This window comes from Hyunsoonleella aestuarii, assembly GCF_006148925.1.
GTDB classification, from domain to species: domain Bacteria; phylum Bacteroidota; class Bacteroidia; order Flavobacteriales; family Flavobacteriaceae; genus Algibacter_D; species Algibacter_D aestuarii.
The window spans coordinates 901,381-914,712 of the sequence record NZ_VAWB01000001.1; the positions used below are offsets into that span (position 1 = coordinate 901,381).

The window sequence follows — 13,332 nt, forward strand, 5'->3', positions numbered from 1 at the left end:
AAAAGTTATGAGTACAAATAGCAAAGGACAAAAACTAATTGTTTTTTCGGCACCATCAGGATCGGGTAAAACAACCATTGTAAGACATTTATTAGGATTGGATGAATTAGGTCTTGAGTTCTCAATTTCTGCAACTTCAAGACAAAAACGTGGAGAAGAAGTTGAAGGTAAAGACTATTATTTTTTATCGGCCAAAGAGTTTAAGAACAAGATTAAAAATGATGAATTCCTAGAATGGGAGGAAGTCTATCGAGATAATTTTTACGGAACTTTAAAAACTGAAGTTGAGCGTATATGGGCTAAAGGCAAGAATGTTATTTTTGATATTGATGTTTCTGGAGGACTTCGTATAAAACGTAAATTCCCAAATGAAACCTTAGCTGTTTTTGTGAAACCTCCAAGCATTGACGAATTAAAAATTCGTTTAAAAAAGCGCAAAACAGAGAGTGAAGACAAAATTAACATGCGTGTAGCTAAAGCTTCAGCAGAACTTGCAACCGCGCCTCTTTTTGATGTTATTGTAGTGAACGACAATTTAGAAAATGCATTAGAAGATGCGTATAAGCATGTAAGTGATTTTATAAATTCTTAAAAGATTTCCATGAAAATTGGATTGTATTTTGGTTCTTTTAATCCAATTCATATTGGGCATTTAGTTATAGCCAATCATATTGCAGAGCATAGCGATTTAAACCAAGTTTGGTTTGTTGTAACACCACATAATCCTTTTAAAAATAAAAGAAGCCTACTTGATAATTACCAGCGTTTAGAAATGGTGTATCGTGCTACAAAAGACTACAATAAACTAAAACCAAGCGATATAGAGTTTAGTTTACCGCAACCTAACTATACGATAAATACTCTTACTTATTTACAGGAGAAGTATCCAGATTATGAATTTGCCTTAATTATGGGAGAAGATAATTTAAAGAGCTTTCATAAATGGAAGAATTACGAACTCATTCTTGAAAACCACGACCTTTACGTTTACCCAAGGATTTCTAAAGGGGATATAGAAACACAATTTCATAATCATAATAAAGTACATTTTATAGATGCGCCCAATATGGAATTATCATCAACCTTTATACGTAAGTCAATAAAAGCGGGTAAAAATGTAAGACCTATGTTGCCAGAATTTGTCTGGGAGTATTTAGATGAAATGAACTTCTACAAATAGATTAAATAATAAAGATCGAACATGCCACATATTTTAAAAAACAATAATCTCGAAGTTCATATCGATCTTCCAAATAAAAATTACAATTTTTCACGATTTGATTGGACTGGTAAAATTATAGCTGTTAAATTTAAGAATGTGTTTGTATCAACCAATGAAAATAATGACAACGAAAATGAACACCTCTATGGAAAGGCTTTTTATAATGAATTCGGGATTGATAATGCCTTGGGGTTTGATGATACTGAAATAGGTGGGTGGTTTCATAAAATTGGAATTGGACTCTTAAAAAAAGATAATAATGACTATCAATTTATTAAAAAATACCAGATTAAACCTGCAAAATTTAAAACAACCATAGAACATAATTGTCTTATCAATTCGTGCGTATCAGAATATATTAATGGATATTCTTATGAGTTGACAAAAAAAATTGAATTACATGAAACCAGCTTTATAATTAAATATTCCCTAAAAAACACAGGTGAAAAAAATATTATTACAGATGAATATGTTCACAATTTCACTTCAATAAACAATGATTTATTAGGGCCAAATTATAAATTGGAATTTCCATTTGAATTAAATTCTAAATTGTTTAACGAGTATGTTAACCCGGAAGAAAAACTCGATATTAAAAAAAACATCATAGTCTTTAACAGTACTCCAACTACCCCATTTTTTTTTAGCAATCTTTCCGGAGGAAAAGAAGTTGAAGCAAAATGGGAATTATTAAACCAAGCATATAACATTACTATTAATGAAGTTACAAGTTTTAAAACCACTAAAGTAAATCTTTGGGGATGCGGACATGTAGTAAGCCCAGAATTATTCTTCAATATTTTTTTAAAGCCTGGGGAGACAAATAATTGGTCTAGAACATATTATGTGAATAAGACAGGTAATTAAACTTTTTAATAGATTAGTTATTATACTTAAAAAAAACCGCCTAAAGCATGCAGCCTTAAACGGTTTTTAACTAAATAACCAACCAAAATTTTTATTTACCCGCGTGTATTTTCTCTTGGGTTATCAACTCTATCTTTTCTAAACTTACGTTTCTTCTCTACTTTAGTTTCAGCAGCTTTTCCTTTTGTGTTTCCAGTCTTTAAATACTGTATGTAACCTCGTCCTTCAAACTGATAAACTGTTTCAGATGTTGGGTGAAATAATTCTATCTTTCCATCATTTATAACGTTCAATTCAAAAAACTCATTGTCAAAAGAATCATAATCTAATGTTAAAGTTTTTAAGTAAAAATTATCTGCTACATCGTCTACACCATAAACTCCAGTATAATCCCAAATTAAATTATTTGATGCTGTCCCAAAATCGTCTTGCGAACTTCTAAATGTAGAGTCATTGCCACCAGCTAAAAACTGTAAAAAATTCTCATTGTCAAAGTCATTTAAAACACCCATTTCACTGGTATATGTTTTTTCCCAAGCTTCGTACTCCTGTAAAAAATAATGAATATTATCATAGAACACAAAATCGTAATCAAAATTGCTTCTTTGGTAACCATCTAAGAAATAAGAGGTATCGTTATTTGGGTTATATAATTCAATGGTATTGCTATCTATTTGAAAGACATCAAATGTGATGAAACCATCAATATCATGGAAAACGTCTAAAATCATGCTATAAGCATCATATTCACCAACATCAATCCCAAAACCGTTTCCACTATCCCCCAATCCAACAATATTATTATTAGCATATACAACGCCGTTTCTAAAAGAAATGGTAAACGCTTTTTGCAGAAAAGGTGTTTCGCCATAACCTTGTGTGGCATTAATATCAACATACCATAACTCATGCGAACCTAATAACTGCGTAATAGAAATTCCAGGTTCATCTACAATATATTCATCTACAATCACTTCGGTGTAACAAGATGTAAAAAGTGTTGCTGTTAAAGCGAAGCTTAAAAGTAATTTTATCGTTTTCATTATATCATCATTTTAGGGTTTCATATCTATGGGTTTCAAAACACGTGCCAAAAAATAATCGCGCAATTATTTTAAGCAATTAGATTGACTTAAATTTTATGTATTTTTGAATATATAACGACTCGTTGTTTATGGACAAACCTTTAAAATATGCAGTTTTTGGAGCAGGTAGTTGGGCGACTGCTATAGTGAAAATGCTTTGTGAAAATTTAGATCAAGTGGGTTGGTACATGCGTAGCATTTATACTAAAGAACACTTGATAAGAGAGCAGCATAATCCTAATTATTTAAGTTCTGTTGAATTTAATTTAGACCAACTGTATTTAAGCAACGATATAAATGAAATGGCGCAATGGGCAGACGTTCTTATTTTTGTGATACCATCGGCTTTCATACATAGTGAATTAGAGAAATTGACTGTCGATGTTTCTAATAAAACTGTAGTATCCGCTGTAAAGGGTATCGTTCCCGAAACAGGTTTATTGCTTGGGGAACACTTTAACCAATATTATAACGTTCCTTTTGAAAGTATTGCAGTTATTGCTGGTCCTTGTCACGCCGAAGAAGTAGCTTTGGAGCGATTGTCTTACCTAACCATTTCTTGTTGGGATTCTAAAAAAGCACAGCATATTGCAGATAGCCTTTCAAGCAATTATATAAATACAAAAATTAGCGACGATGTTATTGGTGTAGAATATGGTGTTATGCTGAAAAACATATACGCGATTGCGGCAGGCATAGCACATGGTTTGGGATACGGTGATAATTTTCAAAGTATTTTAATGAGTAATGCCATTCGTGAAATGAAACGATTCATTAAAAAAGTCCATAAAATGAAACGTAACATTAATAACTCGGCATATTTGGGCGATTTATTAGTGACCGGATATTCTACGTTTTCAAGAAATCGCATGTTTGGCAATATGATTGGTAAAGGTTATACCGTAAAATCTGCTCAAATGGAAATGAGTATGATTGCGGAGGGCTACTATGCTACAAAAAGTGCTTATTTAATAAATCAAAACAACATAAAGAAAGCTAACATTCCTATAATAGATGCGGTTTACCAAGTCCTTTATGAAAACAAGAACCCTAAAAAAATCTTTAAACAGTTAACTGACAAATTAGATTAATTGTTAAAACTACGTTCCCAAAACCCCTTTAACATCCATTAACGGAATTGGTTGTAAAGCTTTTAGGTTTATTGTGTTTTTTCTGAATAAATAAGTCTTATCAAACATTTGGTTTCCTTCAAAAAAAGTAACCTTAAAAGTATTGTTTAATACAAACAAATCCTCTTGCATCAATTCAATTTTGGCATAGCTTTTCTTAGGTAAAACATCAATTTTTTTTCTAAAAATAGACGTCATTTTATCCTTCGAATAGCCACTGGTAACGATTAACACCATTTCCAAATCAACATCTTTCATATTTATAATATAAGCGTTCCAGTCCTGAGTATTGTATAAATCATTATACTCATTAACAACAGCTATATAAACATCTAACACTTTTGGGATTTGAATATCCTTTTTCATTTAAAACTACTTTATTAAGTTTCAAAAATAGTAGTTTCAAAAACATTATTGTAGCAATATCTTTATATTTGATTATATGGAACCTCATTTAACTTTAAAGGATATTGTTGATGCTAAAAGGCGCATTAATAAATTTATTAATGATACACCTATTTTAAGCTCATCCCTATTAAATAACTGGTTAGGCCATGAGATTTTCTTTAAGGCAGAAAATCTCCAAAAAATAGGGGCTTTTAAAGCTAGAGGTGCGCTAAATACTATTTCTTGGTTAACTGAAAATAACCATAAACCCAACCATATAGTAGCTAATAGCTCTGGGAACCATGCACAAGCGGTTGCGTGGGCTTCTAAAATGTTTGATATTCCTGCTACTATTTATATGCCAGATTATTCATCAAAAGTTAAAATTCAAGCTACAAAAGCTTATGGCGCTCAGGTGGTGCTTTGTAAAACACGTCAGGAAGCCGATAAGCAAGTGAAACGTGACTCTCTTAAAAATGGTGTCTATTGGGTTCCTCCATTTAATCATAATCAGGTGATTTCTGGACAAGGAACAGCTGCTTACGACGCTATAAGTAAAATTGGTGATGTTGATGCCGTCTTTGCTCCTTGCGGTGGTGGAGGTCTCCTTTCAGGTTCGTTAATTGCTTCAAAAGGATTATTACCCAACGTTCAAGTTATAGGCGCTGAACCTTTATTGGGTAATGATGCCGCAGAGTCCTTACGGCAAAAAAGTATACAGCGTCTGGATGCAGCCCCAAAAACCCTTGCCGACGGTGCAATGACATTAGCTGTTGGCGATATTACTTTTGAATACTTAAAACAATTGGATGGCTTTTTTGAAATTACTGAGGAAGCTATGATATACTGGACGCAATGGTTAACACATTTATTAAAATTACGTATCGAGCCAACAAGTGCCTTATCTATGGAAAGCGTTTTTCAATGGTTAAAAATTCAACCGAAAAAGAAAAGGGTATTACTTATTTTATCTGGTGGAAACATAGACCAACAAACTACGCAAAAAATCTGGGTAAAAGATTATTTAGTGACTGAACCGCACTTGAAAGACTCGTTATAATGCACTTTTAAATTGCTCTAAAAACCTTACATCATTTTCACTTAGTAATCGTATATCACTAATTTGGTGCAATAACAAAGCGATGCGGTCAATACCCATTCCAAATGCAAAACCAGAATATTCTTTGGAGTTAATTCCGCAGTTATCCAATACATTGGGATCTACCATACCACAACCCATAATCTCTAACCATCCCGTTCCTTTCGTCATTTTATAATCTGTTTCGGTTTCTAGTCCCCAATAGACATCAACCTCAGCACTTGGTTCTGTAAATGGGAAGTAAGATGGGCGTAAACGGATTTTACTTTTTCCGAACATTTCTGTTGTGAAATGCTGAAGGGTTTGTTTTAAGTCTGCAAAACTAACGTCTTTGTCTATGTATAAACCTTCAACCTGATGAAAGAAACAGTGAGACCGTGCCGATATGGCTTCGTTACGATATACACGTCCAGGTGAAATCGTACGAATTGGAGGTTTGTTATTTTCCATATAACGAACTTGTACAGAGCTTGTGTGTGTTCGTAATAAAATATCAGGATTAGTTTGAATAAAAAAGGTGTCCTGCATATCACGAGCAGGATGATATTCTGGTAAGTTTAAAGCAGTAAAATTATGCCAATCATCTTCAATTTCAGGACCTTCACTTACATTAAACCCAATACGTGAAAAGATATCAATAATTTGATTTTTGACTATAGAAATAGGATGCAACGCCCCAACTTGAATAGGCTCTCCAGGTCTTGTTAAATCACCATAGATACCTTTAACTTCGTCTTTACTTTCCAACTCCTTTTTTAAAGCATTTACTTTATCTTCAGCCGTTTTTTTAAGTTTATTTATAGTCTGACCGAATTCTTTCTTCTGGTCGTTAGCAACATTTTTAAACTCAGCGAAGAATTCATTAAGCAGTCCTTTTTTACCTAAATATTTTATTCGGAATGCCTCAACCTCTTCTTTAGATTGTGCTTTAAAAGCTTCTGCTTCAACAATGAGTTCTTTTAACTTATCTATCATGATATCATTTCAAAAATGAATGCAAATTTAATGAATTTTATGCATAAAAAACTCCTTCTAATCGAAGGAGTGTTATTTGTTAAAAAATTTCTCTTACAAACTAATTTCGAATATATACAATTTTAAAAGTGAACTGTCCGTCTACTTCTTCGATATAAAAAGTATTCCCTTCGAACAAAATTGTTTGGTCTAATGTTTCTTCGTCTGGAGTTCCAGCACCATAAACAATTCTATAAACATTATTCCCTAGATTTTGCCATGTCCCTGAATCAGTGCCATCAGACACACAAGTTCCATTATCATCATAAAAAAAACTTTCATTAAAGGTGCCATCAGAGTTTATAACAATTGTATCCATTTTGTCGCAATCATCCAAGCTCTGCTCCTCCCCATTGAAATAACTTTGATGCCATGTCCAAGTTCCAATTAATAAGTCTTGTGAAGACGAAGAATTATCACTATCATCACTACTACAAGAAGTCAAAATAAATGTTGCTAATGTGAAGAATAAAATTACTTTTTTCATGAAATGGTTAGTTTAAGTTAAAACATAAAAGGTAGTGAATTTATACGGCTATTCTTACTAAAAACAACGTAATAAATAGGCGAATTAATTTCTTAAATAAACCTCTTTATAAATACTTGAGCCTTCATCTTCTTCAAAATAAAAAGTATTTCCTTCAAAAATTATCTCGAAAATAGATGTCACTTCACCAAACACAAATGTATAAGAACCATCCTTATTATTCTCCCAAGTTCCTATATCTGAGTCCAAAATTTCACAAGTGTTCGCAGATTCGTGGGTATATACTACAAAACTAGTAGTTCCGTCTGCATTCACAATAAGCGTGTCTTTCAAATCACAAAATTCAGAAGGAACTTCAACATTATTATCAAAACTCTTATAAAAAGTCCAAGTTCCAATTAAAGGATCTATTGATTGCGAATTATCATCACTACTACATGCGTTTAATATAAGTATTAAGATACTTAAGAGGAATATTGCTTTTTTCATTATTTCAAAAAATTTGAAGCACGAATATATACTATTCTTCTTGAGTAGAAGTCCTTATTATGATAATTTTGGAGATATAACCTTTTGGATAAAGCTACACTATAAACTCGGTTTCAAGAAAATAGTTAACTATGGCTTCTTTCATCAAAACACTTTGCTCCCCCGCCCTTAAATGAGGCAACTCAGCTTTTGTTTTGTAATGTGGCCAACCATCATTATCTACAAAATCAAGTTCGTAATAACCATAAGGTGTCAACAACTTACAAATGGCAATATGCATAAGGTCTAGCTTTTGATCTTTTTTAAACGTTCTATCCAATTGCCCCAATTCTTGAACACCGATTAAATAAATAATAGCATCGAGATCTAAAACATCCCCATCAGCAAATTGATTAGATAGTTTTTCCACTACTAATTCCCATCGTTCTTTTAATTCTTGATCTCTAGACATAATAAATTGAATGGAGCAAAGTTAATAAACCTAAGTGGTAGTATTATTTTATATTTGTTTAAATTCATAGTTTATGAACGTAATTGATATTGTTTTAGGGAGTCTTATTTTATTTGGATTGGTCCGTGGACTTATGAAAGGGCTTTTTGTGGAAATTGCATCAATAGTAGCCTTGGTTGCGGGAATCTATGGAGCTATTCATTTCAGTAATTTTGCTGCCGAGTTTCTAGAAAGTAAGGTAGATTGGAGTGAAAAAACAATTGCTATTTTAGCATTTGCGATTACCTTTGTAATTATTGTTTTAACGATTGCAATGGCAGGAAAGGCATTAACGAAACTAGCTGATTTTGCTGCCTTAGGGATTATAAACAAGTTGGCTGGTGCTGTTTTTGGAGCCTTAAAAATTGGTCTTATTTTAAGTGTTGTCCTTATTATATTTGATAAGATGAACAAAACAATTCCATTTGCAGATGAGGAAGATTTGGAAGAATCTGTTCTATACTACAAAGTTAAAGCATTAGTCCCTATTATACTTCCTTCTATATTAAATTCTGATAATGAAGATGATGATAATACTATGGATAAGGAGGTGTAAATTACTAAAGCTCTTTAATGTCTTCGTTTATTACCCACCCCGTTTTTCCATCGGAGAGTTTAATTTTTTTCCAATTTTGCACAGTGTCTAAAACTTGAACTTTAGTGCCTTCATGAAGCCTAAAAGATTCTTCGCTTCTGTTGTTGGGTTCACTTTTAACCTTGGATTCTGTTGCAAAAACAATTGCGGGTCTATCTTTTTGAACCAAATTATACTTATGGAAAGCTAATGCTAATGAAATACAGATTAAAAATAAGGAGGCAATGCTTCCAATAAAAGATAATCGCTTTTTAAATGAAGAATAGGAAAAATAATAGATTAAAAATAATACAACAAAACAAAAAACAAAGATTACTGCCATTTTAGCCCAACCATCAAAACTCATATAATTGGATATATTATTTAGTAGTTTAGAAAATCCGGCCTCGGGAATAACATCTATCGCATCAATGGTCATGTTTTTAGCAAAAGCCATGTTGTTTTTTATATCGGTATCGTTAGGAGCCAATAAATCTGCTTTTTCATAATAATATATACTTGGCGCAATATTATTAAGTTTATAATGCGCATTCGCTAAATTAAAGTACAACTCTGAGGAATGAACTCCCTTGTCTAAAATACTTTGATACATATCAATAGCTTCTGCATACTTACCTTGATTATATAAAGTATTAGCATTCTCAAATGAAGCTACATCTTGAGCTGAAATTATCAAACTGAATAAAAAAGTTGTTATGTATAAAACAATCTTCATATTAACGTGCCTGTTTATCTATTAGAGAAATTGTTTTTGCTGCCTTGTCATAATCATCTTGCATGGTAACAATATCTATGGGTGTATATCGTGCTAGTTCACAACTTTCTAAAATACCATTAAAACTTTCAATCACATCAGCTTGCACGCCTTTTTCGCCAAGCAATGATTGAATTTTATCCTTACTTAAATCACTCGTTTCAATATGTAGTTTCGCCTTTAAATAATTATGAAGTGCTTTCTCTAAGGCTATATAAAAAGCTTCCTTTTTACCAAGTGCTTTCTTTGCAGATTTAAGATATTTTCGAGCTAATCTATCCGCTTTTCGTATTCTATTTCCATAAACATCTGCATCCCTATCTGCCTTTTTTCTTCTTATAAAAATAGCCAAAGGTATTGCTAAGAAAGGTGATAGTAAAAGCGTCCAAAACACATTGGTCTTAAAAAAATTTGAAGACTTTATTGCGGTAAAACTAGTTTTCGTTTTTATGAAAGCAAATTGGTCGTTATTCAAAACAACACGTTGTTTGGTGTTACTTGATAAGGCATTGTTTGAATCTGAACTATTTAAAGGTCCATCTAGAACATCAATAACAATTTCATCTGAAGACAAGCGCTTATAACTTTCAGTTTTTAAATCGAAGTAAGAAAATGAAATACTTGGTATAGGATACTTACCTTTATACTGGGGAACAACAGTATAGGCGTCTGAAATACTTCCTTGCATTCCATCTAAATTTGTCCTAACACTCTCGTTATGTTCTGGCTCATAAACTTCTAATGAGCTTGGTAATGATAATTTAGGAAGTTTAAATAACTTTAAATTCCCTTTCCCTCTAACTTCTACCTTGGCCTGCAAAGACTCCGTAGCATCCAATTCTGTTTTTGATGTTGACACTTTAAATTTAAAATCCCCAACTGCTCCGTTAAAATCAACAGGTTTCCCGGCTTCTGGTAAAGCCTTAACATTAATGCTTACGTTACCTGCCGAAACTGTTTTATGTACTCTTGACATGAGTCTGCTACCAAAAATATCACGACGATTTGTAGGTACTTGAACAGAAATATCAAGCGTTAAAGGCTCTATATTTAATTTTCCTGTTTTTTGAGGGTATAAAACCGTTTTTCGCAAAATTAAATACCGATAATCTTCACCTTTATACGTACCGTTCTGAACTTTCTGTCCTTTCATATCGATATTCTGACTCCAAAAATCATTATACCTAGGAGTATCTATTTCACGCCAATTATCAACTCCTGTATTTGGTGATACATAAAGCTTGTAAACAACCGTTATCGCTTCATTTAAATATGGTGATCTATTTGAAACTTCAGCAACTAAATGGATGTTTTCTGAGGCGATATAATTAGGATCATTCGGGTCTTTAGGCTTATCTACGGGGGCAGTAACAACTATTTTAACTGGTGTGGTTTTGTAAACTTCACCATCTATAGTAATGCTTGCTTGACTAATTGTGAAATTACCACGGGTCTTGGGAGCGAGGAAATAAGTATAGGTCTTGCTATAGGTTCGCACGCCATTAATCCATGAGTTCTTAACCGATTGACTTGGTCCGCCTACTACATTAAAACCATTAAAACTAGGTGGGTTGAAATTATCGCCATCTTGATTCATTTCGAAATCAATTCGAAGACGCTCATTAACCCCTAATTGCTTTTTACTTACTTTGGATTCAAACTTAACCTGTGCAGCAACAATACTTGACGCAAGTAGTAGAAAAATTAAGTATGTATGTTTAATGAAATTCATTTTTCCTGAGAAATGATGCTTTCTTAATTGTTAGCATCTTTTACCAATCTTTTTCAGTTTTTACTTTTACCCCTTTTTGTTTTTCAGCATTCATTTTTTCTTGAACTTTTTGTTCTTGATTATTCATTGCTTCTAACAAACTTTTAATCTGTTGAGGGGACAACTGTCCTTGTTGAGGTTTTGGTTTTGGCTGCTCTTTTTCCTCATCTTTATCTCCTTGTCCTTGATCCTCTTTTTTATTGTCATCTTTAGGCTCACCATCTTTATCCTTTTCATCCTCTCCCTCTTTTTTATCTTCTTCTCCTTCGTCTTTGTTTTCGTCTTTGTTATCTCCTTCTTTATCTTTATTCTCCTGATCTTTATTTTCTTGATCCTTGTTTTGGTCTTGGTTGTCCTTATTGTCTTTATTTTCGTCGTCTTGGTTTTGATCCTTTTGTTGTTCAGCACAAATTTTTGCAAGTCCTAGATTATAACGTGTCTCATCGTCATTTGGATTATTTCTTAATGCACTTTTAAAAGACTCAACAGCCTCCTTGCACTTTTTGTTTTTCATCAAAATATTCCCAATATTATGATATGCCTTATGCTTTTCGGCTTTCGTAGTAGCGTTTTTTATTGCCTGTTGATGTCTATATAATGCTTCTTCATAATTTCCTTTTTCGTAATAAGAATTTCCTAAATTATAAACTCCTGCCACGCTCGTTGGTTGATTTGAAAGCGCTTTTCTATAAGCCATTTCTGCCGAAACAAAATCTTCCTCAACCAAATTATTACCTTCATACACATAATTGTTTGCTTTTTTTAATGCTAAAAGAGCTTCTTTCTCCTGGGCAAAAGCTAGTGATGTTATTAAGGTTATTAATAATAAAATTGTATGTTTCATTCTTCGTTTATAATATACTCTAAGATATAAAACCTTGATTTTTTGAAAGTTAAAAATTTTATAAATTCTCATTGAATAGATTCAACTTCTTTAACCATGCTGTTTTTCGATCTAATAGAAAAATATCTAGCACCAAAAAGAATATGGCTAAGCCTAAAAACCACTGAAACTGATCTTTAAAATCGGCAAACTGTTTAGCTTCAAACTCTGTCTTATCCATATTATTCAAAATTTCTCTTATGGCTTCTACAACGTCTTTCGTGTTTTTTCCATTTATATAGTCGCCATTGGCTTCATTAGCTATATTTTGAAGAGTTTCTTCATTTAGCCTTGTAATAACCGTTTCTCCTTGATTGTTCTTTTTATAACTAATAACAACCCCGTTCCTTTTCTCTGGAATTGGTCCGCCCTTAATATCGCCAACACCTACTGTAAAAATTCTTATTCCTTCTTTATGCGCTTCTTCTGCCACTGCAGTAGCCTCTTCGCTATGGTCTTCACCATCTGAAATTATTATTAGAACCCTATTTGTTTGTTCTTCATCATCAAAATAGGTCCTAGCTAGATTAATAGCTTCGTTAATAGCTGTTCCTTGAGATGACAGCATATCTGTATTCATGTTTTGTAAAAACATTTTTGCCGAGGCATAATCTGTTGTAATGGGCAACTGAGGAAATGCTTTACCTGCATAGGCAATAATACCAATACGATCACTTGCTAAGTTATTTACAATCTGTGTGACTAATTGTTTTGATTTTTCAAGTCTATTTGGAGCAATATCTTCTGCTAGCATACTCTTTGAAACATCCACTGCAAAAACGATATCTACCCCTTCACGTTTTACCGTTTCTAATTTCGTGCCTATTTTTGGATTTACTAAAGCTAAACTTAGACATGCAAATGCTAAACACAATACGGCTATTTTTAAAACTGATTTGAATAATGACTTATTCGGGCTCAATTTTTTGAGCAAACTTTTATCCGCAAAGTTTTTTTGTGCCTTATACTTCCATACTTGCAAGATTAAAAAGAACAGGATTATTACCGGAATAATCCCCAAAACCCAAAACCATATTTTCTCATCTAATTGATACACTT

At 32.7% G+C, this 13,332-nt stretch carries 16 protein-coding genes; 6 read left to right on the forward strand and 10 right to left on the reverse strand.

All coding sequences use genetic code 11. The features are described from left to right. The first annotated feature begins 7 nt into the window (after window positions 1-7). Genes gmk through FEF17_RS04190 form a run of 3 tightly spaced genes read left to right on the forward strand, consistent with a single transcriptional unit; the run spans window position 8 to window position 2,089 of the window. On the forward strand, window positions 8-592 hold the full coding sequence (gene gmk / locus FEF17_RS04180; protein WP_139001104.1) for a guanylate kinase: 585 nt from the start codon (window positions 8-10) through the stop codon (window positions 590-592). Between the two features lie 9 nt (window positions 593-601). Beyond that, window positions 602-1,180, forward strand: a complete 579-nt coding sequence (nadD, locus tag FEF17_RS04185) for a nicotinate (nicotinamide) nucleotide adenylyltransferase (RefSeq protein WP_139001105.1) — start codon at window positions 602-604, stop codon at window positions 1,178-1,180. Between the two features lie 21 nt (window positions 1,181-1,201). Next, window positions 1,202-2,089, forward strand: a complete 888-nt coding sequence (locus tag FEF17_RS04190) for a hypothetical protein (protein WP_139001106.1) — start codon at window positions 1,202-1,204, stop codon at window positions 2,087-2,089. 95 nt (window positions 2,090-2,184) lie between these two features. Here the strand turns inward: FEF17_RS04190 and FEF17_RS04195 are convergent, their stop codons facing one another. Continuing rightward, entirely contained in the window at window positions 2,185-3,132 is a 948-nt protein-coding gene (locus FEF17_RS04195) for a nicotinic acid mononucleotide adenyltransferase (protein WP_139001107.1), read from the reverse strand. Window positions 3,133-3,263: 131 nt separating this feature from the next. On the opposite strand from FEF17_RS04195, the gene FEF17_RS04200 reads away from it, so the two are divergent. Continuing rightward, a complete protein-coding gene (locus FEF17_RS04200; RefSeq protein ID WP_139001108.1) occupies window positions 3,264-4,265 on the forward strand; it encodes an NAD(P)H-dependent glycerol-3-phosphate dehydrogenase in 1,002 nt (333 codons plus the stop codon). A 9-nt stretch (window positions 4,266-4,274) separates the two neighbouring features. On the opposite strand, the gene FEF17_RS04205 is transcribed toward FEF17_RS04200, so the two are convergent. Further along, window positions 4,275-4,670, reverse strand: a complete 396-nt coding sequence (locus tag FEF17_RS04205) for a hypothetical protein (RefSeq protein WP_139001109.1) — start codon at window positions 4,668-4,670, stop codon at window positions 4,275-4,277. 76 nt (window positions 4,671-4,746) lie between these two features. Here FEF17_RS04205 and FEF17_RS04210 point away from each other — a divergent pair, with 76 nt between their 5' ends. Continuing rightward, on the forward strand, window positions 4,747-5,751 hold the full coding sequence (locus FEF17_RS04210) for a serine/threonine dehydratase (protein WP_139001110.1): 1,005 nt from the start codon (window positions 4,747-4,749) through the stop codon (window positions 5,749-5,751). Here FEF17_RS04210 and pheS read toward each other — a convergent pair. The 4 genes from pheS to FEF17_RS04230 all read right to left on the reverse strand — a co-directional run bounded on the left by pheS (window position 5,746) and on the right by FEF17_RS04230 (window position 8,231). Then, window positions 5,746-6,765, reverse strand: a complete 1,020-nt coding sequence (gene pheS, locus FEF17_RS04215; RefSeq protein WP_139001111.1) for a phenylalanine--tRNA ligase subunit alpha — start codon at window positions 6,763-6,765, stop codon at window positions 5,746-5,748. The genes FEF17_RS04210 and pheS overlap by 6 nt on opposite strands. A 100-nt stretch (window positions 6,766-6,865) precedes the next feature. Beyond that, on the reverse strand, window positions 6,866-7,291 hold the full coding sequence (locus FEF17_RS04220; RefSeq protein WP_139001112.1) for a lipocalin-like domain-containing protein: 426 nt from the start codon (window positions 7,289-7,291) through the stop codon (window positions 6,866-6,868). Window positions 7,292-7,375: 84 nt separating this feature from the next. Then, window positions 7,376-7,780: a lipocalin-like domain-containing protein gene (locus tag FEF17_RS04225; protein WP_139001113.1), complete on the reverse strand. Its 405-nt coding sequence runs from the start codon at window positions 7,778-7,780 to the stop codon at window positions 7,376-7,378. 94 nt (window positions 7,781-7,874) lie between these two features. Then, window positions 7,875-8,231: a hypothetical protein gene (locus tag FEF17_RS04230; protein ID WP_139001114.1), complete on the reverse strand. Its 357-nt coding sequence runs from the start codon at window positions 8,229-8,231 to the stop codon at window positions 7,875-7,877. A 73-nt stretch (window positions 8,232-8,304) separates the two neighbouring features. Here FEF17_RS04230 and FEF17_RS04235 point away from each other — a divergent pair, with 73 nt between their 5' ends. After that, window positions 8,305-8,826 (forward strand): CvpA family protein, encoded by a 522-nt coding sequence (locus tag FEF17_RS04235; RefSeq protein WP_139001115.1) that lies wholly within the window; start codon window positions 8,305-8,307, stop codon window positions 8,824-8,826. Between the two features lie 4 nt (window positions 8,827-8,830). Here the strand turns inward: FEF17_RS04235 and FEF17_RS04240 are convergent, their stop codons facing one another. Genes FEF17_RS04240 through FEF17_RS04255 form a run of 4 tightly spaced genes read right to left on the reverse strand, consistent with a single transcriptional unit; the run spans window position 8,831 to window position 13,330 of the window. Further along, complete coding sequence (locus tag FEF17_RS04240) at window positions 8,831-9,580, reverse strand: tetratricopeptide repeat protein (RefSeq protein ID WP_139001116.1); 750 nt, start codon at window positions 9,578-9,580, stop codon at window positions 8,831-8,833. 1 nt (window position 9,581) lies between these two features. After that, a complete protein-coding gene (locus tag FEF17_RS04245; protein WP_139001117.1) occupies window positions 9,582-11,351 on the reverse strand; it encodes a BatD family protein in 1,770 nt (589 codons plus the stop codon). Between the two features lie 40 nt (window positions 11,352-11,391). Beyond that, entirely contained in the window at window positions 11,392-12,234 is an 843-nt protein-coding gene (locus FEF17_RS04250; protein ID WP_139001118.1) for a tetratricopeptide repeat protein, read from the reverse strand. A 58-nt stretch (window positions 12,235-12,292) separates the two neighbouring features. Beyond that, window positions 12,293-13,330, reverse strand: a complete 1,038-nt coding sequence (locus tag FEF17_RS04255; protein ID WP_139001119.1) for a VWA domain-containing protein — start codon at window positions 13,328-13,330, stop codon at window positions 12,293-12,295. Window positions 13,331-13,332 lie beyond the last annotated feature (2 nt).